At 64.0% G+C, this 23648-nt stretch carries 19 protein-coding genes; 9 read left to right on the forward strand and 10 right to left on the reverse strand.

Features of this window, described 5'->3' with window-relative positions:
- Positions 1–126: 126 nt before the first annotated feature.
- The 4 genes from AC3RCP_RS12850 to dapF all read right to left on the reverse strand — a co-directional run bounded on the left by AC3RCP_RS12850 (position 127) and on the right by dapF (position 4067).
- Entirely contained in the window at positions 127–501 is a 375-nt protein-coding gene (locus AC3RCP_RS12850; protein WP_085531471.1) for a RidA family protein, read from the reverse strand.
- A gap of 101 nt (positions 502–602) precedes the next feature.
- Positions 603–1868, reverse strand: coding sequence for a dicarboxylate/amino acid:cation symporter (locus tag AC3RCP_RS12855; RefSeq protein WP_492569817.1), 1266 nt, complete (start codon positions 1866–1868; stop codon positions 603–605).
- A 134-nt stretch (positions 1869–2002) separates the two neighbouring features.
- Positions 2003–2968 (reverse strand): threo-3-hydroxy-L-aspartate ammonia-lyase, encoded by a 966-nt coding sequence (locus AC3RCP_RS12860; protein WP_492569819.1) that lies wholly within the window; start codon positions 2966–2968, stop codon positions 2003–2005.
- A 298-nt stretch (positions 2969–3266) separates the two neighbouring features.
- Positions 3267–4067, reverse strand: coding sequence for a diaminopimelate epimerase (dapF, locus tag AC3RCP_RS12865; RefSeq protein ID WP_492569821.1), 801 nt, complete (start codon positions 4065–4067; stop codon positions 3267–3269).
- Positions 4068–4340: 273 nt separating this feature from the next.
- On the opposite strand from dapF, the gene AC3RCP_RS12870 reads away from it, so the two are divergent.
- Entirely contained in the window at positions 4341–6008 is a 1668-nt protein-coding gene (locus AC3RCP_RS12870; protein WP_492569822.1) for an MFS transporter, read from the forward strand.
- Positions 6005–7150 (forward strand): HlyD family secretion protein, encoded by a 1146-nt coding sequence (locus AC3RCP_RS12875; protein ID WP_492569824.1) that lies wholly within the window; start codon positions 6005–6007, stop codon positions 7148–7150. Before AC3RCP_RS12870 ends, AC3RCP_RS12875 begins: the two co-directional genes overlap by 4 nt.
- Before the next feature lie 168 nt (positions 7151–7318).
- On the opposite strand, the gene copD is transcribed toward AC3RCP_RS12875, so the two are convergent.
- The 3 genes from copD to AC3RCP_RS12890 all read right to left on the reverse strand — a co-directional run bounded on the left by copD (position 7319) and on the right by AC3RCP_RS12890 (position 9079).
- Entirely contained in the window at positions 7319–8179 is an 861-nt protein-coding gene (gene copD, locus AC3RCP_RS12880) for a copper homeostasis membrane protein CopD (RefSeq protein WP_492569826.1), read from the reverse strand.
- A gap of 3 nt (positions 8180–8182) precedes the next feature.
- Positions 8183–8545 carry a copper homeostasis periplasmic binding protein CopC gene (gene copC, locus AC3RCP_RS12885; RefSeq protein WP_007922200.1) on the reverse strand — a complete coding sequence of 121 codons (363 nt, stop codon included), beginning with the start codon at positions 8543–8545 and terminating at the stop codon, positions 8183–8185.
- Positions 8546–8638: 93 nt separating this feature from the next.
- Complete coding sequence (locus AC3RCP_RS12890) at positions 8639–9079, reverse strand: acetyltransferase (RefSeq protein WP_274306438.1); 441 nt, start codon at positions 9077–9079, stop codon at positions 8639–8641.
- A 239-nt stretch (positions 9080–9318) separates the two neighbouring features.
- Here AC3RCP_RS12890 and AC3RCP_RS12895 point away from each other — a divergent pair, with 239 nt between their 5' ends.
- Positions 9319–9939 carry a TetR/AcrR family transcriptional regulator gene (locus AC3RCP_RS12895; protein WP_007922198.1) on the forward strand — a complete coding sequence of 207 codons (621 nt, stop codon included), beginning with the start codon at positions 9319–9321 and terminating at the stop codon, positions 9937–9939.
- 221 nt (positions 9940–10160) lie between these two features.
- On the opposite strand, the gene preA is transcribed toward AC3RCP_RS12895, so the two are convergent.
- The 3 genes from preA to hydA all read right to left on the reverse strand — a co-directional run bounded on the left by preA (position 10161) and on the right by hydA (position 14467).
- Positions 10161–11435, reverse strand: coding sequence for an NAD-dependent dihydropyrimidine dehydrogenase subunit PreA (gene preA / locus AC3RCP_RS12900; protein ID WP_124308257.1), 1275 nt, complete (start codon positions 11433–11435; stop codon positions 10161–10163).
- A complete protein-coding gene (locus tag AC3RCP_RS12905) occupies positions 11436–12803 on the reverse strand; it encodes an NAD(P)-dependent oxidoreductase (protein ID WP_492569829.1) in 1368 nt (455 codons plus the stop codon).
- A 227-nt stretch (positions 12804–13030) separates the two neighbouring features.
- Positions 13031–14467, reverse strand: a complete 1437-nt coding sequence (gene hydA / locus AC3RCP_RS12910; RefSeq protein ID WP_492569831.1) for a dihydropyrimidinase — start codon at positions 14465–14467, stop codon at positions 13031–13033.
- Between the two features lie 623 nt (positions 14468–15090).
- Here hydA and AC3RCP_RS12915 point away from each other — a divergent pair.
- The 6 genes from AC3RCP_RS12915 to msrA all read left to right on the forward strand — a co-directional run bounded on the left by AC3RCP_RS12915 (position 15091) and on the right by msrA (position 22979).
- Positions 15091–16578 (forward strand): NCS1 family nucleobase:cation symporter-1, encoded by a 1488-nt coding sequence (locus AC3RCP_RS12915; RefSeq protein ID WP_492569833.1) that lies wholly within the window; start codon positions 15091–15093, stop codon positions 16576–16578.
- Between the two features lie 171 nt (positions 16579–16749).
- Positions 16750–18033: a Zn-dependent hydrolase gene (locus tag AC3RCP_RS12920; protein WP_492569834.1), complete on the forward strand. Its 1284-nt coding sequence runs from the start codon at positions 16750–16752 to the stop codon at positions 18031–18033.
- 266 nt (positions 18034–18299) lie between these two features.
- On the forward strand, positions 18300–19268 hold the full coding sequence (locus tag AC3RCP_RS12925; protein ID WP_492569836.1) for an aliphatic sulfonate ABC transporter substrate-binding protein: 969 nt from the start codon (positions 18300–18302) through the stop codon (positions 19266–19268).
- 125 nt (positions 19269–19393) lie between these two features.
- Complete coding sequence (locus AC3RCP_RS12930; protein ID WP_492569837.1) at positions 19394–21460, forward strand: ATP-binding cassette domain-containing protein; 2067 nt, start codon at positions 19394–19396, stop codon at positions 21458–21460.
- Positions 21457–22512, forward strand: a complete 1056-nt coding sequence (locus AC3RCP_RS12935) for an ABC transporter substrate-binding protein (protein ID WP_492569838.1) — start codon at positions 21457–21459, stop codon at positions 22510–22512. The genes AC3RCP_RS12930 and AC3RCP_RS12935 overlap by 4 nt, the downstream gene beginning before the upstream one ends.
- Positions 22513–22529: 17 nt before the next feature.
- A complete protein-coding gene (msrA, locus tag AC3RCP_RS12940) occupies positions 22530–22979 on the forward strand; it encodes a peptide-methionine (S)-S-oxide reductase MsrA (protein WP_492569840.1) in 450 nt (149 codons plus the stop codon).
- The last annotated feature ends 669 nt before the right edge of the window (positions 22980–23648 follow it).

A 23648-nucleotide genomic window follows, 5' to 3' on the forward strand; every position in this document is an offset into this window, starting at 1 on the left:
CCCGATCGGTAGATTGAAGCGATCGGCGTCAGACGTATCCTCCTCAATCCTTTGGAAAGTCGACGCTTCCCGATCCAGCGATTGGCGCCAGGCATCGAGGTGCCTTCGCACCTCGACCCCGGTGGGTTACATGCGGGCCACAGCCTCAATCTCGACCAGATAGCCATGGTGCAGTTCTGGTACCGGCACTACGGCGCGCGCCGGACGATGGCTGCCCAACATTTCGCAATAGATCTCGTCGAAGGCTGGCCAATGCTTTATGCCCGCCACATACACAGTGACCTTGACCAAGTCAGAGGCAGTGCGGCCTGCGGCATTGAGAATCGCCAGCAGATTGCTGAGGGCTATGTGTGCTTGTTCGGTGAACGAGGCCTCGATGTTGTGAGTGCCATCGGGACTGACGGGAAGCTGACCCGAAATGTACAGCGAGTCTTGGTGAATGACCGCTTGCGAGTAATGACCGGCAGGAGGGGAAGCGGTATCGGTGCTTACAATTTTCATGAGTAACCTTATGTAGAGGGGAGCCGATGCGGTAGGCGATGCAACCCATCCGCTCCCGGTGTTCGATTGAATGGCGGGGTATGGTTTTTTGTAAGGGGCGGTTAAACGGCTTGCAGGCTTTTCTCGGTATCGTTTGCTGTCTCGATCGGGTCCTCATTACCCTGTCGCCCGATGACAGCGGTAGCGACGCCGCAGCCAAAGACGTTGGTGGCGGTGCGCCCCATGTCCAGGACTGGATCAACGGCGAGGATGAGCAGCAGGCCCGCTTCCGGAAGGCCGATCATCGGCAGGCCCGCAGCCAGGACGACCAGCGAGCCACGCGCCACCCCCGCAGTTCCTTTACTGATAACCAGCAGCGTCAACAGCACCATGATCTGGTGGGAGAACGTCATTTCGATGTTGTACGCCTGGGCGATGAACATCACGATGAAGGATTGGTACATCATCGAGCCGTCCAGGTTGAATGAGTAACCTAGCGGCAGGACGAAGCTGCTCACGCGCTTGTTGGCGCCGAACTTGTCCAGGGCGGCAATGGTTTTCGGGTACGCGGCCTCGCTGCTAGCCGTGGAGAACGCGATCAGCAGCGGTTCACGCAGGTGCTTGAACAGGTGCTTGATACGGGGCCCGAGGGCCAGATAGCCAGCAAGCGTGATCAGCGTCCAGAGTAGCGCCAAGCCGAGGAAATACTGTCCCACCATCTTGCCAAAGGTCACGACCATATCCAGGCCATGCACGGTGATAGTGGCGGCGATGGCCGCAAAAACGGCCAGGGGAGCCACATACATTACGTAGTCAGTGACCCTGAACATGACATTGGCCAGCTCTTCGAGGATATCCACGATGAACTGGCCTTTGCCCTTGACGAACGCCAGTGCGGATCCGAAGAACAGGGAAAACACAACGATCTGCAGCACTTCGTTGCTACCCATTGCCTCAATGATGCTTCGAGGGAATACATGGGTGAGAAAGAGCGGCAGGCTAAAGGCGGAAGTGTTCAGGCCGCTATTCACTGCGTCACCGCTAACCGCCAGGTTCAGACCCGTTCCAGGCTGGAAAAAGTTGGCAAGGAGCAAGCCAATGGACAGCGATACCAGGGAAGCGATCATGAACCAGGTAATGGCTTTGAAGCCAACGCGACCCATCGAACCGTTTCCCGACATGCTGGCCACGCCGGTAACCAGTGTGGCGAGCACCAGGGGGGCGATGACCATTTTGATCAGGCGTAAAAACACGTCGGTGACCAGGTTCAGGTATCCGGCAACTTCTTTGGCGGTCGCCGTATCGAGTTGACTATGAAGGATGCCCCCCAGGACGACGCCGGAAATCATCGCAATGACAATTGCTTTAACGAGAAGACGGCTTTTCATGTGCACCTCTTTTTTATTGTGGCTATATCTATAGCCATGTTATCGGGCTGAATATGTTCATTGGATTTCGGCAAGACGATGCCGTCAGGCGCTGTTGAACGCCTGATGTTCTTCAATGGATAAAGTGCGCTGTCTTAAAGCTGGAGAAACTTTCCAAACTTGTCGATATCAATGTTGCCGCCGGTAATGATGATGCCGACACGTTGACCTTGAAGTTCATTCCTTAACTTTCTTGCGGCGGCAAGCCCCAGGCATCCGGTGGGTTCAACCACCGTTTTCATGCGCTGGGCAAAGAACTTCATTGCACAAACAAGCTCTTCGTCGGTAACGGTGACAATCCGGTCAACGCCATTCAGGATAATGGGGAAAGTGTAATTTCCAAGGTGCTGGGTTTGCGCCCCATCAGCGATGGTGTCGGGGGTGTCGATGTGAACAATCTCACCTGAATTGAACGATTGCTGGCCGTCATTACCGGCTTCAGGCTCGACCCCGATCAAGGTACAGCCGGGTGACAGCGCGCGTGTGGCAAGGGTTGTTCCAGACAGCATTCCTCCACCCCCCAGGCCCACAAACAACGTATCCAGCTGGCCCACGCTTTCGAACAGTTCCTTGGCGGCGGTTCCCTGGCCGCAAAGCACGTCCGGATGATCGTAGGAGGGGATCAACGTCATACCGTGCCTGGCGGCCAAGGCTTTGCCGATGGCCTCGCGGTCTTCGGTGTAACGGTCATAGAAGACCACCTCGGCGCCATAGCCTTTGGTCGCCGCGACCTTGGCGGCAGGCGCATCGGTGGGCATGACAATAGTGGCCGGAATTTTCAACAGCGATGCTGCTAATGCGATGCCTTGCGCGTGATTTCCAGAGGAGAACGCCACAACACCGCCTCGGCGTTGCGCTTCGCTGAATTTCGCGAGGGAGTTGTATGCCCCCCTGAATTTGAAAGAGCCGGTACGTTGGTAGTTTTCACATTTGAAAAAAACCTTGGCACCGATTTCATCATCGATCGTGCGCGAGGTCAGGACTGGCGTAGCGTTCGCTACTCCCTCAAGTCGCGTCGAGGCATCGACTACATCTTGATAAGTGGGCAGAGTGATTTGCATAACAAAATGTCCTCAAAGAATTACCACGGCCAAGAAATATCCTGGCCAATACCTTCGATATTGGCTTGCTTGAACAGCAGTTGAGCACCTGTCAGGTCTTGTAGCGCTAACCCCGTCATAACGAAAAGAGTGATGTCATTCGCCCTGCGGATGAGTTCGACTTGCCCGTCAGCAGGTCACCCATTTCCGCTTGCGTGGCTGGCACTCTAAAGGGTTAAGACAAATTATCCAGTTCTGGACTATTTGTAAAGTGCTGGTGCAAACCGTCTGTCATCGCGACAGCTCCGTCCAGGCACCATCAGCCGCAGAGCGTCCCACTGAACACCTGCACCACATTGCCGGACAGCCGTACCTTGCCCTGGCCGTCCCAGCTGACGGTGACCGGGCCGCCGTCGCACAGCACCCGGACTGGGCTGTCCAGCAGGCCGCGGCGGATGCCGTTGACCGCCGCGCCGCAGGAGCATGAGCCGGAGCCCAGAGGGATGGCGCCGTTGCGTTCCCAGATGCGCAGGCGAATGGTCTGGCGGTCGATGACCTGGACGAAATGCACATTGGTCTTGCGCGGGAACAGCGGGTGCGCCTCGACCCGCGGACCGAGTGTGGCCACATCGATGGCTTGCACATCCTCGACGAAGAATGTGCAGTGCGGGTTGCCCATGCTGCACGCCGCCGGCTCGCCGGGCAGGGGCAGGGCCAGGCTGTCGAGGGCCGTCGCCAACGGAATGTCCTGCCAGACAAATTGCGCCACGCCCATCTCTACCGCTACCGACTGATCGTCCAGGCGCGTGCAATGCTGGATGCCGCGCACGGTTTTCACCCGCACCGAGTCTGCGCCGCTTTCGCGCATCAGCAGGTCGGCCGCGCCGCGGGTGGCGCTGCCGCAGGTGCTCAGGCTGGAACCATCGGCATTCCAGAAAGTCAGTTGCGCCGCCGTCTCGGGGCAATCGCTGAGCACCACCAGCTGATTGAAACCCACGCCGCGATGGCGGTCGCCCAGGGCCCTGGCCAACTCGCTGGTGATCGGGTTGTCGCGCCCGCGGGCATCGACCAGCATGAAGTCGTCGCCATTGGCATGCAGCTTCTGAAAAGGCAGGGGCATGGAGTTCTCCGCGGCTGGAGCGCAAGGGGAGGTTGATTCTAGAGGGGCAGGGGCGGCAATGGTAAATGCGACGTCGCAAGAAATGGTCCGTAGGAGCCAGCTTGCCGGCGATACGGGTACCGCGGCCAGCCAGGCACACCGCTATCGCGCGCAAGCTCGCTCCTACAAAGACGCCTCAGGTTCCGGCAAACTGCCGGGCAACCCGGAACAACACTGGATCGTCCGCCACTTGGGCGGACATGGGACAAGCTCACGCAATGGCAAGGTCAATGAATGGATAGTTACGCCCCGCGCAACTGGCAACCCCACGAAAAGCCCAGCTTGCCCGGTTCCCCCTCGACGCCGCTGCACCCCACCCACAAGCGCCTGGCCTATGCCCTGGTCGGTTTGCTGGTGGCGATCACCGGCGGCCTCGGCAACTCCCTGGTGATCGCCAACCTGCCGTATCTGCAAGGCGCCCTGGGCGCGACCACCGCGGAAATGGCCTGGCTGCCGGCCGCCTACGTGATGACCAACGTGTCGATGAACCTGCTGCTGGTGAAGTTTCGCCAGCAGTTCGGCCTGCGCGCCTTTACCGAAGTGTTCCTGGTGCTCTATGCGCTGGTGACCTTCGGCCACCTGTTCGTCAACGACCTGAGTTCGGCCATCGCCGTGCGCGCGGCCCACGGCATGGTCGGCGCGGCCCTGAGCTCCCTGGGCCTGTACTACATGGTCCAGGCGTTCCCGGCCAAGTGGCGGATGAAAGCCCTGGTGCTCGGGCTGGGCGCCTCGCAACTGGCCTTGCCCCTGGCGCGGCTGTTTTCCGAAGACCTGCTGCAGATCGCCGAATGGCGCGGCCTGTACCTGTTCGAACTGGGCCTGGCGCTGGCGTCCCTGGGCTGCGTGTTCCTGCTCAAGCTGCCGCCCGGCGACCGTTTCCGCACCTTCGAGAAACTGGATTTCCTGACCTTCGCCATCCTCGCCAGCGGCGTCGCGCTGCTCTGCGCCGTGCTGTCCCTGGGGCGCATCGACTGGTGGCTGGAGGCGCCGTGGATCGGCTACGCGAGCGCCGGTTCGATCGTGCTGATCCTCGCCGGCCTGGCCATCGAACATAACCGCAGCAACCCGATGCTGATGACCCGCTGGCTGGGCAGCGGGGCGATGATCCGCCTGGCCCTGGCGGTAATCCTGATCCGCATGGTGCTGTCCGAGCAGTCCACCGGCGCCGTGGGTTTTCTCCAGGCGCTGAACATGAGCAGCCAGCAGATGCGCCTGCTGTATGGCGTGATGCTGCTGGGCAGCATCGCGGGCCTGGCCACCAGCGCCCTGACCATCAACCCGGCGCACCTGTTGATGCCGCTGATCATCTCCCTGGCGCTGATGGCCGTGGGCTCGGTGATGGACAGCTTCTCCAATAACCTCACGCGCCCGGCCAACATGTATTTCAGCCAGTTCCTGCTGGCCTTCGGCGGCACCTTCTTTCTTGGCCCGACCATGGTCCTGGGCACACGCAACGTGCTGACCAACCCGCGCAACCTGGTGAGCTTCTCGGTGCTGTTCGGCATCTGCCAGAACCTCGGCGGGCTGATCGGCGCGGCGCTGCTGGGGACCTTCCAGATCGTCCGCGAGAAATACCATTCCAGCCATATCGTCGAGCAACTGGTGCTGATGGACCCACGGGTGCTGGGCCGGGTGCAGAGCGGCGGGGCGGCCGTCGGCCGGGTCATCGCCGACCCGCAGGCGCGCGAGCTGCAAGGCATCCGCAGCCTGGCCAGCGCCGCCACCCGCGAGGCCAACGTACTGGCCTACAACGATGTGTTCATGCTGATCGCGGTGATCGCCGTGCTGACCATGATCTGGATCTTCATTCGCAGCCTGTGGCTGATGAGCACGACCAAGGCGGTCGCGCCAGCCACCCCAGCCCCGACTCCCGTCCAACCCAGCGGTGCCATTTCTTCATGACCGAACCGACCATCACCACCACCAACGCCATTGCCTCGACCCCGGAAGGCAGCACGCCGCCCTCGATGCCGATCACCGAGCCGCGTTCGCTGCGGGTGCGGATCATCTCGTCCCTGGGGTTCGCCGCGATCGCCATCACCGGGGTATTGATCGTGCTCTATGCCTGGCAGCTGCCGCCGTTCAGCAGCCCCATCGAAAGCACCGAGAACGCCCTGGTGCGCGGCCAGGTGACGATCATCGGGCCGCAGCTCAGCGGCTATGTGTTCGAGGTGCCGGTGCAGGACTTCCAGTTCGTCAAGGCCGGCGACCTGCTGGTGCGCCTCGACGACCGCATCTACAAGCAGCGCCTGGAGCAGTCCCTGGCCCAGCTGGCGGCGCAGAAGGCGGCGCTGGCCAATGTGGTGCAGCAACGCAACAGCGCCGAAGCCACCATCAAGCTGCGCCAGGCGGCGCTGGCCGACAGCCAGGCCCAGGCGCGCAAGAGCGCCGCCGACCTGCGCCGTAACCAGGAACTGATCGCCGACGGTTCGGTGTCCCAGCGGGACCTCGACGTGACCCGCGCCGCCAACGCCCAGACCCTCGCCGCGGTGGCCCAGGCCCAGGCGCAGCTGGACATCGCCCGCCAGGACCTGCAGACGGTGATCGTCAATCGCGGCTCGCTGGAGGCCGCGGTGGCCAATGCCGAGGCGGCGGTGCAACTGGCGCGGATCGACCTGTCCAACACCCGGGTCACCGCGCCGCGCGACGGCCAGCTGGGGCAGATCGGCGTGCGCCTGGGGGCCTACGTCAATTCCGGGGCGCAGCTGATGGCGCTGGTGCCGAACCAGCTCTGGGTGATCGCCAACATGAAGGAAACCCAGATGGACAATATCCGCGTCGGCCAGCCCGCAAGCTTCACCGTCGATGCGCTCGACCACCGCAAATTCCACGGCCATGTGCAGCGCATTTCGCCGGCCACCGGTTCGGAGTTCGCCTTGTTGCAGGCCGACAACGCCACCGGCAACTTCGTCAAGATCGCCCAGCGGATACCGGTGCGCATCACCGTCGACCCCGACCAGGCAGAAAGCGAACGCCTGCGTCCGGGGATGTCGGTGGTGGTGAGTATCGATACGGCCGCGGAAGGGGATACCCGGGTCGAATGACCCGACGCTTCTGTAGCCGCTGCCGAGCCCTGGCGAGGCTGCGATCGGCTTGGGCGGCACTCCGACGAAGCAGACGCCAAACCAGGCACCGCGCGCAGTCAGTTACACCACGCCGCCAGGTCTACGGGGCTGCGCCCCGATCGCAGCCTGCGGCAGCGGCTACAGGGCTTAAGCGGTGAGAGGCGGCAGGGTGCCGAGCAGCGACACGGCCGCCACCGCGGCGATGCCCAGCAGCCATTCCAGCAGCACGCTACGGCGCAGGGTACCCAGGCGCTGCTGGCAGTCCTCGATCCGCAAGCGGTTGAACAGGGCCAGGGCGAACATGCCGCACACCAGCAGCACCTTGATCAGCAGGATCAGGGCAAAGCCGGACAGCAGCGGCGTCGGCCACAGCTGGCCGGTCAGCACTCGTACATTGATCAGACCCGTGACCAGCAACCCACCTACCAGCCCGTAACCCACGCCGCTGAAACGCCGCAACAGCGGGCCCAGCGGCAGGCCGTCGGGCTGGCGCAGAATCATCAGCAGCACCAGCAAACCGCCGAGCCACAGGCTGACGCAGCCCAGGTGGACGATCTGGTTGAGGATCAGCAACTGGCCGCTGAGGCCATCGAGCATGGCGCCGTGGCCTACCGGAGCGAGGGTGGCCAGCAGCAGGGCGGCGAGGACCAGTCGTAGCGCCAGCGGCTCACCCAGGCGGGTCAACAGCAAGACCACCAGCAGGCCATTGAGCAGCAGATGCCAGCTCCACACCTGGCCGAAAAAGGTCTTGCCCAATACCAGTCGCAAGGTCGCCGGGTCCAGGGCCGCGGCGCCGTTGCCGGCCATGCTGGCGGTGATCAGCAGCAACCAGCAGATGCCGGTGGCCAGGGCCGTCCAGGCCAGCCCGCGGCCGAGTTGGGTCAGGCGGCGATCCAAGGCGGCAACGGGCTCGCGCCCCAACAGCAGGGGCCTGAACACCCAGGCCCCGAACAGCAGCAGGACGGCCGCGAAATGCACGAAGCGGCAGAGCACCAACAGGGTCGACATCGGTTACTGGCCGACCTTGAAACTGTAGCTGCCTTCGCTCGTGTGGGTATCCACCGACACCGCGTGCCACTCAACCTTGTAGGCGCCCGCCGCCAGCGGCGCCGCCGGGGTCACGACCAGGGTCTTCTTGTCCGCGCCTTCGGTGGCCAGGGCCTTGACGGCGACCGCCGCGCCATCCTTGCTCAGGCTGACTTTAGTGAAGGCCGCCTCGACGCCTTCGGAGAACACCAGGCGCAACTCGCTCGGCGCGCTCACTGTGCTGTCGGCGGCCGGGACCTGGCTTTGCAGGTGGGCGTGGGCGAAGGCCGAGGAAGCGGCGACGAGAGAGGCCAGCAGGGCGCTGGTGGTCAGCAGTTTTTTCAGCATGGGAAATACCTGTTCAATGAGTGTCGGGTGGTCGCTGCGCCGATGAGTATAAGGACCGCGGCCGGGTCGCTGGATGAAACATCGGCGCGGTTTTCAAGCGCTTTTCAGGCGCATATGGATGATCGGGAACGGCCGGCCCTGGCCGTCGGTTGCCGAGCGGCCGATGTCTTCGAAACCGTAGTGCCGATAAAAACCATGGGCCTGGGGGTTCTGTTCGTTGACGTCGACGCTGAGCCGCGGATGCCGGCTGCGCACATGGTCGAGCAGTTGCCGGCCGACGCCCTGGCCACGGCGGGCCGGTTCGATAAACAGCATTTCCACCTTGTCGCCGGCGGTGGCGATAAAGCCGGCCGGGGTGCCGTCGGGATCCTCCAGCAACCAGGCTTCGAGGGCTGGCAGGTAGGTGTCGCGCACCAGGGGGTAGAGCAGCTGGATGTCGTCTTCGGCGATAAAGTCGTGGGTGGCCCGTACCGAGCGTTCCCACAGGGCGGCGAGCCGCGGATCGTCCGCGGCCCGGCGTTTGCGAATGTTCATGGATAAGCTCCATAGCGGCGTTGCAGGATGGCCGAAACCCTTTGGGTTCGGCGGCGAAAGTCCTGCCTGCATGTCCGTGTCGCGAATCAACGCCTGGACGGAACACTTCAGGTGCCCGGGAATAAGGCGGGAGGGATCCTAACCAATCGGTTTTGCCGGGGAAAGCCGGGCGCAGGAAGTTTCGTTTTTGTACGAAGGCCGATGGTAGTCTTGCAGCAGACTGTTTTCAGGGAGCCCTTATGGGCAATCACAAGATCGAGATCCGTCGCAGCAACGTCGAAAAAATCCTCCTGGCGGCGGAAAAGGTGTTCGCCGAAAAAGGCTTCAGCGGCACGGCCATGGCCGATATCGCCGCCGAGGTGCAGTTACCGCGCTCCAACCTGCATTACTACTTCAGCACCAAGAGCGAGCTGTACAGCGCGGTGCTGCTGGAGCTGCTGGAGCTGTGGAAGCAGGATGCGCTGTGCTTCGAGATGTTCGACGACCCGCGGGTGGTGCTCAGCAGTTATATCCGCGCCAAGATGAACCATTCGCGCAGCCGGCCCTATGGCTCGAAAGTCTGGGCCAACGAAATCATCCACGGCGCGCCGACCCTGGGCGAGGCGCTGGACGCCAGCCTGTACGACTGGGCGAAGATGAAGGAAGCGAAGATCCGCCAGTGGGTCGAAGACCAGCGCATCCTGCCGGTGGAACCGTCGAGCCTGCTGTACATGATCTGGGCCTCGACCCAGCACTACGCCGACTTCGACCACCAGATCATGATCATCAACGAACACCAGCCGCTGTCGGACATGCAGTTCGAAAAGGCCGTGCAGACGGTGACCAGCGTGATCCTGCGCGGGATCGGGCTGGAGCCCTGATACGGCAGCCCCCTGAGCGTTGGCGTGTAGCCGCTGCCGAGCGCAGCGAGGCTGCGAACGGCAACGCAGTTGCCGCAAAACCTGAATTCGCGGTGTGTCAGGTCTTGCGCGTTATCCGGGTTGCGGCCGCTTCGCGCCCGATCGCAGCCTCGCGGGCTCGGCAGCGGCTACAGGCAGGCGTCAACGTTTACGTCCAGCCAATGCTATTTACCCGGCGAACCTCACACCGCCTCGCGATACGGATTGCGCGGGTCGTGCTGCCAGTCGAGGAACGGTTTGCCGGTGTCCTGGGGCACCATCTCGATGCAGTCCTGCACCGGGCAGGTGATCTGGCACAGGTTGCAGCCCACGCATTCGGCATCGATCACTTGGTATTTATGGGTGCCGTCGGCCTGCTTGAGGCTGGCGATGGCCTGGTGCGAGGTGTCTTCGCAGGCGATATGGCAGCGGCCGCAGCCGATGCAGGCGTCCTGGTCGATCCTGGCGATCACCTGGTAGTTGATATCCAGGTACTTCCAGTCGGTGGTGTTGCCCACCGCGCGCCCGGAGAAGTCCTGCAGGCTGTGATAACCCTGGCTGTCCATCCACCGCGACAGGCCGTCCTTCATCTCCTCGACGATGCGGAAACCATGGAGCATCGCCGCTGTGCACACCTGCACCGCACCGCAGCCCAGGGCGACGAATTCCGCGGCGTCGCGCCAGGTGCCGATGCCGCCGATACCGCAGATCGGCAGGCCGTGGGTCTGCGGGTCACGGGCGATCTCGGCGACCATGTTCAGGGCAATCGGCTTGACCGCCGAACCGCAGTAGCCGCCGTGGGTGCTCTGGCTGCCGACCATGGGGTTGGCGACCATGCGCTCCAGATCCACGCTGGTGATCGAGTTGATGGTGTTGATCAGCGACACCGCGTCGGCGCCGCCGCGATGGGCCGCGCGGGCGGCCATGCGGATGTCGGTGATGTTCGGCGTCAGCTTGACGATCACCGGCAGCGAGCAATAAGTCTTGCACCAGCGGGTGACCTGTTCCACGTACTCCGGCACCTGGCCGACCGCTGCGCCCATGCCGCGTTCCGGCATGCCGTGGGGGCAGCCGAAGTTCAGTTCGATGCCGTCGGCGCCGGTGGCTTCCACCAGCGGCAGGATGTTTTTCCATGACTCCTCGACGCAGGGCACCATCAGCGACACGATCAGCGCACGGTCCGGCCAGTCCTTCTTGACCTGGGTGATTTCCCTGAGGTTGATCTCCAGGGAGCGGTCGGTGATCAGTTCGATATTGTTGATGCCCAGCACTTCGCGGTTGGCGCCGAAGTGCGCCGAGTAGCGTGACGACACGTTGACCGCCGCCGGGTCCTCGCCCAGGGTTTTCCAGACCACGCCACCCCAGCCGGCCTCGAAGGCGCGGACCACGTTGTAGGCCTTGTCGGTCGGCGGCGCGGAGGCCAGCCAGAACGGGTTGGGGGCTTTGATACCGGCGAACACAATCGACAGATCGGCCATTTACGCAGCCTCCACGTTGAGCATGAGTTGGGCATGCATGGCTTCGGCGGCCCGCTTGCCGTGTTGCACCGCCTGGACGGTGAGGTCTTGGCCGAGGCTGACGCAGTCGCCGCCGGCATACACCCCGGGGATGCTGGTGCGCAGCTGTTCGTCGACTTCGATGCGCTCGCCGGCGCGCTTGAGCTCGCGGGCCAGCGGGTCGCTCAGCGCGGCGCCGTCGAACGCCTGGCCGATGGCCTTGAAGATCGCGTCGGCGGCCAGCTCGAAGGTCTCCCCGGTGGTTTGCAGGCGGCCCTCCACCAGCCGGGTGCGGGCGAAGCGCATGCCGCGCACCTGGCCATGGGCGTCGAGCAGCACTTGCTCGGGCGCAGCCCAGGTCAGCAGGCGCACCTGATTGGCCTTGGCGATGTCCTGTTCATGGCGAGTCGCGCCCATGTCCTCGATGCCGCGGCGGTACACCAGGTTGACATCGTGGGCGCCGAGGCGGGCCATCTGCACCGCCATGTCGATCGCGGTGTTGCCGGCGCCGAGGACGATGCAGCGCTCGGCCAGGGGCAGTTGCGTGAGGTCGTCGGCCTGGCGCAGTTCGCGGATATAGTCGGTGGCGGCCAGCAGGCCGGGGGCGTCCTCAAAGGGCAGGCCCAGCTGTTTGCTGGCAGCCAGGCCGAGGCCGAGGAACACCGCGTCGAATTGCTGGTGCAGCTCGGTGAGGCTCAGGTTGTCGCCGAGTCTGTGCCCGTGGCGGATCTCGATGCCGCCGATCTGCAGCAGGAAGTCCAGCTCCTTCTGGGCGAAGTCGTCCACCAGCTTGTACTTGGCGATCCCGTATTCGTTGAGGCCGCCGGCTTTTTCCCGGGCCTCGAAAATCACCACCTCATGCCCGTGCATGGCGCAGCGGTGGGCGCACGACAGCCCCGCCGGCCCGGCGCCGACCACGGCGATGCGCTTGCCGCTGGCGGCGGCGCGCTGGAACGGGTGCTGGCTGAAGTGCGCGTTGTCCACCGCGTAGCGCTGCAACAGGCCGATCAGCACCGGCGCGCATTCCTGGGCGTTGTTACGCACGCAGGCCTGCTGGCACAGGATCTCCGTCGGGCACACCCGGGCGCAGCTGCCGCCGAGGATATTGGCCGAAAGAATCTTCTGCGCCGCGCCCTGGACGTTGTCGGTGTGGATATGGCGGATGAACGAGGGAATGTCGATCTCGCTGGGACAGGCGTTGACGCACGGCGCGTCGTAGCAATACAGGCAGCGCGAGGCTTCCAGGTGCGCCTGACGGTCGTTGAGCGGCGGCGCCAGGTCGCTGAAGTGGCCGGCGAGGGTGGCGCCATCCTCCAGGGGATGGGGCAAGTGGTTCAGGGTCTTGATCACGGTTCAGGCCTCACGGTTTTTTGTCGATTGCCTCTGACGGGCATTGTTCTTCACCAACGGGACGGACCCCCGCTGGATTCGCTGCAACGCTTCCTGTAGCCGCTGCCGAGCGCAGCGAGGCTGCGATCGACTGCGCAGCAGGCGCAAGATCTTGAGATCGCTGAAGGCCTTCGGCCTTATCGCAGCCTGCGGCAGCGGCTACAGGTATCCGGTTTTATATGCTTGGCTCAGCGTTTGACGGCGGTCGGCTTGTGCGCCTCGGCGCGCTTGCTCAGCAGGTCGAACACCGCCGGGTAGGCCGGGCGCTCGATGTAGCGGCCGGCCCCGCGTTCGGCGCGCAGGTCGCCGTCGGCCCAGACCAGCTTGCCCTGGCTGATGGTGTGGCTGGGCACGCCGCGCACGGTCTTGCCTTCGAAGATGTTGAAGTCCACCTGCTGGTGGTGGGTCGCAGCGGAGATGGTGCGGCTGCCTTGCGGGTCCCAGAGCACCAGGTCGGCATCGGCGCCGACGCGGATCGCGCCCTTGCGCGGGTAGAGGTTGAAGATCTTCGCGGCGTTGGTGGAGGTCAGGGCGACGAAGTCCTGCATCGACAGGCGCCCGCTGTTCACCCCTTCGTCCCAGAGCACGGCCATGCGGTCTTCGATACCGGCGGTGCCGTTGGGGATCTTGCTGAAATCGTCGCGGCCGGCGGCTTTCTGTTCGGCGCAGAAGCAACAGTGGTCGGTGGCGGTGGTGTGCAGGTTGCCCGATTGCAGGCCGTGCCACAGCGCGTCCTGATGCCCGCGAGGGCGGAAGGGCGGGCTCATCACGTAGCCGGCGGCGGTCTGCCAGTCCGGGTGGCGGTACACGCTGTCGTCCAGCAGCAGGTGCCCGGCCAGCACTTCGCCGTACACCGGCTGGCCCTTGCCGCGGGCGTAGGTGATTTCGTCCAGCGCTTCTTGGGTCGAGACGTGCACCAGGTACAGCGGCGTGCCCAGGGTTTCGGCGATGCGGATCGCCCGGCTGGCGGCTTCGCCTTCGACCTGGGAAGGGCGCGACAGCGGGTGGGCTTCCGGCCCGGTGATGCCCTGGGCCAGCAGCTTGCGTTGCAGGTGGTAGACCAGCTCGCCGTTCTCCGCGTGCACCGTCGGCACCGCGCCGAGTTCCAGGCAACGCTCGAAGCTCGCCACCAGGGTGTCGTCGGCGGCCATGATCGCGTTCTTGTAGGCCATGAAATGCTTGAAGCTGTTGACCCCGTGCTGGTTCACCAGCTCGGCCATTTCCTCGCGCACCTGCTCGCTCCACCAGGTGATGGCGACGTGGAAGCCATAGTCCGAAGCCGACTTCTCGGCCCAGCCGCGCCACTGATGAAAGGCTTCCAGCAGGGACTGCTGCGGGTTGGGAATCACGAAATCGATGATCGAGGTGGTGCCGCCGGCCAGGCCCGCCGCGGTGCCGCTGAAGAAGTCTTCGCTGGCCACGGTGCCCATGAAGGGCAGTTGCATATGGGTGTGGGGATCGATGCCGCCGGGCATCAGGTATTGGCCACTGCCATCGAGTACTTCGCAGCCTGCGAGGTCCAGATTCTGGCCGATGGCCTTGATCACGCCGTCGGCGCACAACACATCGGCTTTATAACTTTCATCATGGGTAATAACGGTGGCGCCACGGATCAACAGAGACATTCCGAGTTCCTCGCAGGCATGACCGGCTTATGCCGGTTCTAGTGTTTTTGTAATACGCAGGCTGCGGAATGTTTATTCCTGTCAGCGGTGTCAGGAATAAAAACTAGCTGGTGTTCAATCAATCGGCAAGATTATTTTTTATAAGCATATATCAAATCTAAGTAATTGAAATATAACGATTTAAATCGTAAATCCGCAAAATGGTGCAGCCTTTCACCATTTTGACGCACTTGACAGGATCGAAATATGAGCAAGATTTCCTATGTGAAATCAGCCGCTTGAAGGAGGCCTGTGGTCCATACAAAAGTTTGAAAAAAGTTTGCGTGCACCAGATTGAGTCCTGACCCGATGGACAACTTGCCCGGCATTCGGCCTGAGTGAACCGGCAAGTTATCCAGAGCAGGAAGTTGTTCAGAATAAAACTGAAGAAACATCAGTTGTTTACATGGATTTTACCGACTGTGGAGCACCGTCGACGGGCAAGCCGGCACGCTTATTGAGTGCCGCCGTCGACAGGATGGCCGGTCGGTAAAAGTCGTCAGTTCTCCGGCCATCGCCGGGCTGGCAGCACGTCTGCCAGCCCGTTTGATGAGCAAAAATAATCAGAAAAAAGTGGAGCGGCCATGCAACAGAACAGATCCCAAGTGACCGAGCGTGCCGGCCTGTACGAGCTGGACGCCGGCAGCGACGTGCTCGACAGCCCCCGTTACAACCACGATATCGCGCCGACCAAGGTCCATGAGCGCACCTGGAACAAATGGCACATCACCGCGCTGTGGGTCGGCATGTCGATCTGCGTGCCGACCTACACCCTGGGCGGTGTGCTCACCGCCTATTTCGGGCTGACGGTGGGCGAGGCGCTGCTGGCGATCCTGCTGGCCAATATCGTGGTGCTGGTCCCTTTGACCCTCAACGCCTTCGCCGGCACCAAGTACGGCATTCCGTTCCCGGTGCTGCTGCGTTCGTCCTTCGGCGTCATCGGCTCCAATGTGCCGTGCCTGATCCGCGCCCTGGTGGCCTGCGGCTGGTTCGGCATCCAGACCATGTTCGGCGGCCTGGCGATCCACCTGTTCCTCGGCTCGATCTTCGAGGGCTGGAAGGCCCTGGGCGGCACCGGCGAGGTGATCGGCTTCATGATTTTCTGGATCCTCAACCTGTGGGTGGTGCTGCGCGGCGCCGAGTCGATCAAGTGGCTGGAGACCCTGTCGGCGCCACTGCTGGTGGCGGTGGGTGTCGGGCTGCTGGTGTGGGCCTTGCCCAATGTGTCCCTGAGCGAGTTGCTGGCGATTCCGCCCAAGCGTCCGGAAGGCGCCAGCGTCTACAGCTATTTCTTCGCCGGGCTCACGGCGATGGTTGGGTTCTGGGCCACCTTGTCGCTGAACATCCCGGACTTCAGCCGCTACGCGAAAAGCCAGAAGGATCAGATCCTCGGGCAGATTTTCGGCCTGCCGCTGACCATGTTCCTGTTCGCCGCGTTGGGGGTGGTGATGACCGCCGCCTCGGTAAAACTGGTGGGCGTCACCGTCTCCGACCCGGTGAGCCTGATCGGCCATATCCAGAGCCCCGGCTGGGTGGCCCTGGCCATGGCGCTGATCATCATCGCCACGCTCTCGACCAACACCGCGGCGAACATCGTCTCGCCGACCAACGACTTCCAGAACATCGCACCGAAGCTGATCGGCCGCACCAAGGCGGTGATCCTCACCGGGCTCGTCGGCCTGGCGCTGATGGCCCATGAGCTGCTGAAAAAGCTCGGCCTGCTGGTCTCGGACGTGAGCCTGGAAACCGTGTATTCCAACTGGCTGCTGGGTTACTCCAGCCTGCTGGGGCCCATCGCCGGGATCATGGTGGTGGATTATTTCATCATCAAGAAACAGCGCCTGGACCTGGCCGGGCTGTACCGCGATGACGTCTACCCGGCGTGGAACGGCTACGGCTTTATCGCCTTTGGCGTGCCGGTGGCGCTGACGGTGCTGTCCCTGGGCAGCGATGTATTCAGCTGGTTCTACAGCTACGGCTGGTTCACCGGCTCGGCCCTGGGCGGGATCCTCTACTACGGGCTGTGCAGCATGGGCCGCCCGCAGAGCGTGAGCGTCAAGACGCCGGTATGACCTTTGAATGGCGTTATGGCGGCCGGCCAATCGCGAGCAAGCTCGCTCCTACAGGGTCCGTGTGGCTTTTTGTAGGAGCGAGCTTGCTCGCGAAAAAGTCCATCGCCCATCGCCAGATTCCAGACGAGCGCCCCTCGTCAACGACAACCAGAAAAGCCTGAGGAGATCACCATGAACGCTGCCGTCGACGTTCTGCAATCCAGCCACCGGCACATCAACCGCGACCGCCTGTGGCAGTCGCTCATGGAGCTGGCGAAGCTCGGGGCCACGGTCAAGGGCGGGGTCTGTCGCCTGGCCCTGACCGACCTCGACCGCCAGGCCCGCGATCTGTTCGTGCAGTGGTGCGAGGCGGCCGGCTGCACGGTCACGGTGGATGGCATCGGCAATATCTTCGCCCGCCGCCCCGGGCGTAACCCGCAGCTGCCGCCGGTGATGACCGGCAGCCATATCGACACCCAGCCCACCGGCGGCAAGTTCGACGGCTGCTTCGGCGTGCTGGCCGGGCTCGAAGTGCTGCGCACCCTCAACGACCTCGGGGTGGAAACCGAGGCGCCGCTGGAAGTGGTGGTGTGGACCAACGAAGAAGGCTCGCGCTTCCCGCCGTGCATGATGGGCTCCGGGGTGTTCGCCGAGAAATTCACCCTCGAGGAAACCCTGGCCAAGACCGATGCCGAAGGCGTGAGCGTCGGCGATGCGCTGAACGCCATCGGCTATGCCGGCAGCCGCCAGGTCAGCGGGCACGCGGTGGGGGCCTACTTCGAAGCCCATATCGAGCAGGGGCCGATCCTTGAGGACGAGAAGAAAACCATAGGCGTGGTGCTCGGTGCCCTCGGCCAGAAGTGGTTCGACCTGAAATTGCGCGGCGTCGAAGCCCACGCCGGCCCGACCCCGATGCACCTGCGCAAGGACGCCCTGGTCGGCGCGGCGGCGGTGGTGGCCGCGGTCAACCGCGCCGCCCTCGGCCATCAGCCTCATGCCTGTGGCACCGTGGGTTGCCTGCAGGCCTATCCCGGTTCGCGCAACGTGATCCCCGGTGAGGTGCGCATGACCCTGGACTTCCGGCACCTGGAACCGGCGCGCCTGGACTCGATGATCGCCGAGGTGCGCCAGGTGATCGACAGCACCTGCGAAGAACATGGCCTGACCTTCGACCTGCAGCCGACCGCGGACTTTCCGCCGCTGTATTTCGACAAGATCTGCGTCGACGCGGTGCGCGATGCGGCGCAGGGGCTGGGCCTGTCCCATATGGACATCGTCAGCGGCGCCGGGCACGACGCGATCTTCGTCGCCGAGCTGGGCCCGGCGGGGATGATCTTCGTGCCTTGCGAAGGCGGCATCAGCCACAACGAAATCGAAAACGCCGACCCCGACGACCTCGCCGCCGGCTGCGCGGTGTTGCTGCGGGCAATGCTGGCGGCGTCCCAGGCCGTCGCCAAAGGACAGCGCGTTGCTTGACGACATGCGCCTGTAGCCGCTGCCGAGCCTGCGAGGCTGCGATCGACCCCGCAGGGGGCGCGGGGATCTCAAGACCGCTGAAGGCCTTCGGCCTTATCGCAGCCTCGCGGGCTCGGCAGCGGCTACAGGGGGATGGGTGATCGGCCAGCACATGCACCTCGGGCCTGCCAGCCGAACCTAAGCTAATGCTTAAAAAGTATTTATATTTGAATTCTTAGATCGATTAGCTTTTAGCGACTTTCCTGTCTCCCAGAAGGTCCGCCCCCATGCGCCTGCCCTTTGCTTTGCGTCGTAGCTTGTCGATCACCGCCCTGGCCGGTCTGGCGCTGGGCATGGTCCTCAATGCCCAGGCCGATACCGACCTGCGTATCGGCTACCAGAAATCCTCGACCCTGCTGGCGGTGCTCAAGGCCCAGGGCACCCTGGAAAAACAGCTGGCGGGGCAGGGCGTGAAGATCTCCTGGCATGAATTCACCAGCGGCCTGCCCCTGGCGGAATCGCTGAACGTGGGCAACGTCGACATCAGCGCCGACGTCGCCGACACCGTGCCGGTGTTCGCCCAGGCCGCCGGCGCCCAGTTGACCTACTTCGCCACGGAAACCCCGTCGCCTGCGGCCCAGTCCATCGTCATTCCCAAGGATTCCACGCTCAAGTCCCTGGCCGACCTCAAGGGCAAGCGTATCGCCGTGACCAAGGCCGCCGGCAGCCATTACCTGCTGATCGCCGCGTTGCGCGAGGCCGGCCTGGGTTTCGCCGACATCCAGCCGGTGTACCTGACCCCGGCCGACGGCCGCGCCGCCCTGGAAACCGCCAAGGTCGATGCCTGGGTCACCTGGGAACCCTTCGTCGCCAGCGCCGAACGCCAGCAGGGCGCGCGGGTGCTGCATGACGGCCAGGGCCTGGCCAGCTACCGGCGTTATTACCTGGCCTCCAACGATTACGCCAAGGCCCACCCCGAGGTGCTGAACCAAGTGTTCGCCGAGCTGCAGAAGACTGGCACCTGGGTCAAGGCGCACCCGACGGAGGCGGCAAAGCTGCTCGGCCCGCTGTGGGGCAACCTGGACGTGAGCACGGTGGAACTGGCCAACAGTCGTCGCACCTACAAGGTGGAAGCGGTGCAGCCGGACGCCCTGGGCGAGCAGCAGAAAATCGCCGATGCCTTCTACCAGGAAAAGCTCCTGCCCAAGCCGGTGGATGCCCGCGCGGTGCAGCTGTGGAACCCCAAGCATTTGTAACTGAGCCTTGGCTCGCCTGTGTCGGCGAGCCCCTTCCCACGGGGTAGCCGCCTGGCCGGCCCCAGCCATTTTTCTTCTTTATCACTGCCGGTGACGCGGCTGCGCGTCCGGCATCAGGAGTGCCCGTGTCTGCCGTTTACCCCCAAGAGGCCTTTGCCGTCCCAGCCTCGTCCGCCCCGCAACCGGCCAGCGCCGAGGTGGTGCTCCAGCTGCGCAACCTGACCAAGCACTACGGCCGCGGCTCGTCCGCGCCGGCGGTGGAGCAGGTCAGCCTCAGCGTGCACCGTGGCGAAGTGCTGTGCCTGATGGGCACCTCCGGCAGCGGCAAGTCCACCTTGCTGCGGCACATCAACCGGCTGATCGAGCCCAGCAGCGGCGAGGTGCTGATCGATGGCGCGGCGATCAGCCAGCTTTCGGCCAAGGACCTGCGCACCCTGCGTTCGCGGCGCATCGGCATGGTCTTCCAGCACTTCGGCCTGCTGCCCCATCGCAGCGTGCGCGACAACGTCGCCTTGCCCCTGGAACTGCGCGGCGAACCCGAGGCCCTGCGCCAGGCCGCGGCCGATGTGCAGCTGCGGGCCATGGGCCTGGAGGGCTGGGGCGACCATTATCCCCATGAGCTGTCCGGCGGCATGCAGCAGCGGGTCGGCCTGGCCCGCGCGCTGGTCAGCGAGCCGGACATCCTGCTGATGGACGAACCCTTCAGCGCCCTCGATCCGACCATCCGCCGCGACCTGCAAAGCCACTTTCTGCACCTGGTGCGCGAGCGTGGCATCACCACCTTGCTGGTGACCCACGACCCGGCGGAAGCCCTGCGCCTGGCCGACCGCATCGCGGTGCTGCGCCAGGGCCAGCTGATCCAGCTAGGCACGCCCGGCGAGTTGCTAGAGCAGCCGGCGGACGCCGAGGTGGCGGACTTCTTTCAGGAGCACGGCGCGCGCAGCGACACGCTGGCCGTGGCGCCCGTCGCTTCGGCTAAGACAACAGCGGCTCCGGCGCCCGTGGCCCCGGGGTTTTCCTTCTGGCAGGCGCTGTTGCTGGGGCCGGCGGCCTTGGCTGCCAGCGGCTGTGGCGCGCTGTATTGGCTGGGGTTCGCCCTGGAGTTGGCGGCGGCCAGTGCCCTGGGGCAGTGGTTGGCCAGCGCCAGCCTCGGTTGGGCTGGGTTGGTGGTGCTCGGCCTGTCGCTCAGCCGCCTGCTCAGTGTGACCCTGGCCCGTCGCCCGAGCCGCCAGGGCCGTTCCGACTGGCGCCTGCCGTGGCTGGTCCTGCTGCTGTGCCAGGGCCTGGTGTTGTGGCGGGTGCTGGCGGTGGATGCCAGCGGCCCCTGGCTGCAATTTCCCGCCGACCGCCAGGCGCTGCTGGGCACCGCGGCGGCCATCGACCAGTTGATCGGTTGGTCCCAGGTCACCTTCGAAAGCACCTTTGTCGGGGTGATTGTCGCCGTGCGCACGGTGATCGAAAGCATCGAAAGCCTGTTGGGCTGGCTGCCCTGGCCGGTGCCGGCGCTGGCCCTGGTGCTGCTGGCCTGGCGCAGTGCCGGCGCGGCCCTGGCCCTGACCAGCGCGGCGGCCTTGCTCTATATCGGCCTGTTCGGTTTCTGGGAGCGGACCATCGCCACCCTGGCCCTGGTGGGTTCCTCGGTGCTGCTGTCGCTGCTGATCGGCGTGCCCGCCGGCATCCTCCTGGCCAAGCGCGCCCTGGCGCGGCGCCTGATCACGCCCTTGCTGGACGTGATGCAGACCCTGCCGACCTTCGTGTACCTGATCCCGGCGGTGGCGTTCTTCTCGGTGGGCAAGACCCCGGCGGTGATCGCCACGGTGATTTTCGCCCTGGCGCCGATGATCCGCCTCACTGCCCTGGGGATCCGGGAAGTACCCAAGACCGCCGTCGAAGCGGCCCTGGCCCATGGCGCCACGCCGTGGCAGATCCTGACCAAGGTCGAGCTGCCCCTGGCCGCCGGCTCGCTGCTGCTGGGGATCAACCAGACCCTGGTGATGAGCCTGTCGATGGTGGTGGTCGCGGCGCTGATCGGCGCCGGCGGCCTGGGCTACGACGTGATGACCGCGCTGCGCAATATCAAGGGCGGCGAGGGCATGTTGGCCGGCGCGGCGATCGTGTTCTGCGCGTTGATTCCCGACCGCATCATTCAAGCGACCCTGCGCCAGCGGGATCGCGCTTTCCATCAGCAATGAGGTGTCTCTTGAACAAGTCGTTTTCCCGCACCCTGGGCGCCGCCGCGCTGCTCCTGGGGCTGGCTCTGCCAGCCCTGGCCAAGGACAAGATCGTCATCGGCGAACAGAACTGGACCGGCGCCATCGCCATCCAGAACATCCTCGGCGAGGTGATCAAAAGCCGCCTCGACGGCGACGTGTCTTATCTCGCCGGTGACATACCGGTGCTGTTCGCCGCCGCGGCCAAGGGCGACGGCTCGGTGGATGTGCTGACCGATATCTGGCTGCCTAATCAATCCGCCGCCTGGGCCAAGTACGTCACCGGCGGCACCCGCTCCCTGGTGCCGAACAAGCAGCCGTACCTGGGGGTGCAGGGCTTCTATATACCCGGCTACCTGCAAGACCAATACGGCGTGAAGTCGGTCTACGACCTGCAGAAACCCGAAGTGGCCAAGCTCTTCGAACCCCTGGGCGGCGGCAAGGCGCAATTGCTGGTGGGCCCGGCGGGTTGGGAGTCGACCTATATCGGCCAGATCAAGGCCAAGGATTTCGGCTTTGCCGACAAATTCGAATCGGTGTCCACCGAAGCCTCGGTGACCTACGCCAAGCTGGCCGCGGCCTACAAGGCCCGGCGCGGCGTGGTGTTCTACGCCTACACCCCGGACTGGATCTTCTCCGCCTTCGACCTGCGCCGCCTGGACGAACCGGCGTTCGACGGCTACGCCCAGGACAACAAGAAGGGCGACCCGCTGTACAAGGCTGATGGCTGCTGGAAATTCATCAGCCCGACGGTGGACGCCGACTGGCTGAACAAGAGCAAGATCACCTGCGCCTACCCGGACGCCCGGGTCTATGTCCTGGCCTCCAGCGCCTTGCAGAAACGCGCGCCACGGATCGCTGCCTTCCTGGAGAACTTCAGCATCGACCCGCAGGTGCTGAACGACCTGATCCTCAGGATCGAGAAGGAACAACAACCGGCGGCGCAAGCGGCCAAGGCCTGGGTCCAGGCCAACCCGGCGATCGTCGATCAATGGCTGGGCGCCAGCGGCGAGAAAGTCGGAGCGGTGCAGTGAGCGAGGAGTATCGGAACATGAGCGGGATCAAACAGGCGACCTTCGGCGCGGGCTGTTTCTGGGGCGCGGAAGCTGCGTTTCGGGCGTTGCCGGGGGTGGTGGAGACACGGGTGGGCTACGCCGTGGAGGCGGGCGACGAGTCGTTGCGGATCGAGGTGGTGCAGGTGGACTTCGATCCTCGGGTGTTGGCTTATCCGAGCCTGATCGAGCACTTTTGGGGGCTGCATGATCCGACTTCGGTGGATCGGCAGGGGGAGCATGCTGGGGGGAAATATCGCTCGGCGATCTTCCACACCAACGCCCTACAGGCCGAACAGGCACGGCAGGCCAAGATGGCCCTGCAAGACTCTGGCCGCCTCAACAAACCCGTGGCCACGGTGATCGTGCCCCTGGGTCGGTTTGAACTGGCGGATGAAGCGCACCAGCGCTACCTGGAAAAGAATGGCTTGAGCAGTTGCCATATCTGAGGCGCTGGCCACAGGCTGTTTGCTCTTGCTGCAGGTCGGCTTCTGTAGGAGCAGATGGTCGACGTTCGATTGCTTGCGATGGCGTTGGCTCTGGCGTTGCACTTTTTGGATGGGGTACATATCCGTTCCTGCGGTAACGGCGGCTTATGGTTTCGCCCTTACGGCGAGTCCCTTTTTACAAACGCCTAAAAAGGAACCAAAAACGCTTTGCCCCACCACTCGGTGCCTCGCCTAGGCTCGGCATGCCCTCACTCCGGCATTGATCCGTGGGCCGCCGCAATGGGCCATCCATGGCCCAGTGCGGCTAACCCGGCGTCCTGCCGGGTTACCCACGGCTCAATGCCTGCGTTCGGCCAGCGTGGTTAACGGGGCCAATAGATCAAAAGCCAAAGCCAAAACAAAGCCAAGCCAAAGCCAAAACAAAGCCAAGCCAAGCCAAGCCAAGCCAAAGCTTGCTGCCTTTGCCACGCTGCAACTCTTCTGTCTGACACGCTTTGTGTAGCCGCTGCCGAGCGCAGCGAGGCTGCGATCGGCCCGCAGGGCCGCTAAACCTGACGCCTCGCAGGATCTGGGGAAACGCAGTGTCCGCCTGGCGAGTCCTTCGGCCTCGATCGCAGCCTCGCTGCGCTCGGCAGCGGCTACAGAGACCGCATTCCCAGCCAGGCCGGC

It is taken from the genome of Pseudomonas sp. GW822-FHT05A08, assembly GCF_058800485.1.

Bases quoted from the DNA above. Each gene is read 5' to 3' on its own strand.
- AC3RCP_RS12855 (WP_492569817.1), bottom strand. From the start codon at position 1,868: ATGAAAAGCCGTCTTCTCGTTAAAGCAATTGTCATTGCGATGATTTCC.
- AC3RCP_RS12890 (WP_274306438.1), bottom strand. From the start codon at position 9,079: ATGAACATTCGCAAACGCCGGGCCGCGGACGATCCGCGGCTCGCCGCC.
- msrA (WP_492569840.1), top strand. From the start codon at position 22,530: ATGAGCGGGATCAAACAGGCGACCTTCGGCGCGGGCTGTTTCTGGGGC.
- AC3RCP_RS12925 (WP_492569836.1), top strand. From the start codon at position 18,300: ATGCGCCTGCCCTTTGCTTTGCGTCGTAGCTTGTCGATCACCGCCCTG.
- hydA (WP_492569831.1), bottom strand. From the start codon at position 14,467: ATGTCTCTGTTGATCCGTGGCGCCACCGTTATTACCCATGATGAAAGT.
- dapF (WP_492569821.1), bottom strand. From the start codon at position 4,067: ATGCCCCTGCCTTTTCAGAAGCTGCATGCCAATGGCGACGACTTCATG.
- AC3RCP_RS12870 (WP_492569822.1), top strand. From the start codon at position 4,341: ATGGATAGTTACGCCCCGCGCAACTGGCAACCCCACGAAAAGCCCAGC.
- AC3RCP_RS12935 (WP_492569838.1), top strand. From the start codon at position 21,457: ATGAGGTGTCTCTTGAACAAGTCGTTTTCCCGCACCCTGGGCGCCGCC.
- AC3RCP_RS12860 (WP_492569819.1), bottom strand. From the start codon at position 2,968: ATGCAAATCACTCTGCCCACTTATCAAGATGTAGTCGATGCCTCGACG.
- copD (WP_492569826.1), bottom strand. From the start codon at position 8,179: ATGTCGACCCTGTTGGTGCTCTGCCGCTTCGTGCATTTCGCGGCCGTC.
- AC3RCP_RS12915 (WP_492569833.1), top strand. From the start codon at position 15,091: ATGCAACAGAACAGATCCCAAGTGACCGAGCGTGCCGGCCTGTACGAG.
- AC3RCP_RS12875 (WP_492569824.1), top strand. From the start codon at position 6,005: ATGACCGAACCGACCATCACCACCACCAACGCCATTGCCTCGACCCCG.
- AC3RCP_RS12895 (WP_007922198.1), top strand. From the start codon at position 9,319: ATGGGCAATCACAAGATCGAGATCCGTCGCAGCAACGTCGAAAAAATC.
- preA (WP_124308257.1), bottom strand. From the start codon at position 11,435: ATGGCCGATCTGTCGATTGTGTTCGCCGGTATCAAAGCCCCCAACCCG.
- AC3RCP_RS12850 (WP_085531471.1), bottom strand. From the start codon at position 501: ATGAAAATTGTAAGCACCGATACCGCTTCCCCTCCTGCCGGTCATTAC.
- copC (WP_007922200.1), bottom strand. From the start codon at position 8,545: ATGCTGAAAAAACTGCTGACCACCAGCGCCCTGCTGGCCTCTCTCGTC.
- AC3RCP_RS12920 (WP_492569834.1), top strand. From the start codon at position 16,750: ATGAACGCTGCCGTCGACGTTCTGCAATCCAGCCACCGGCACATCAAC.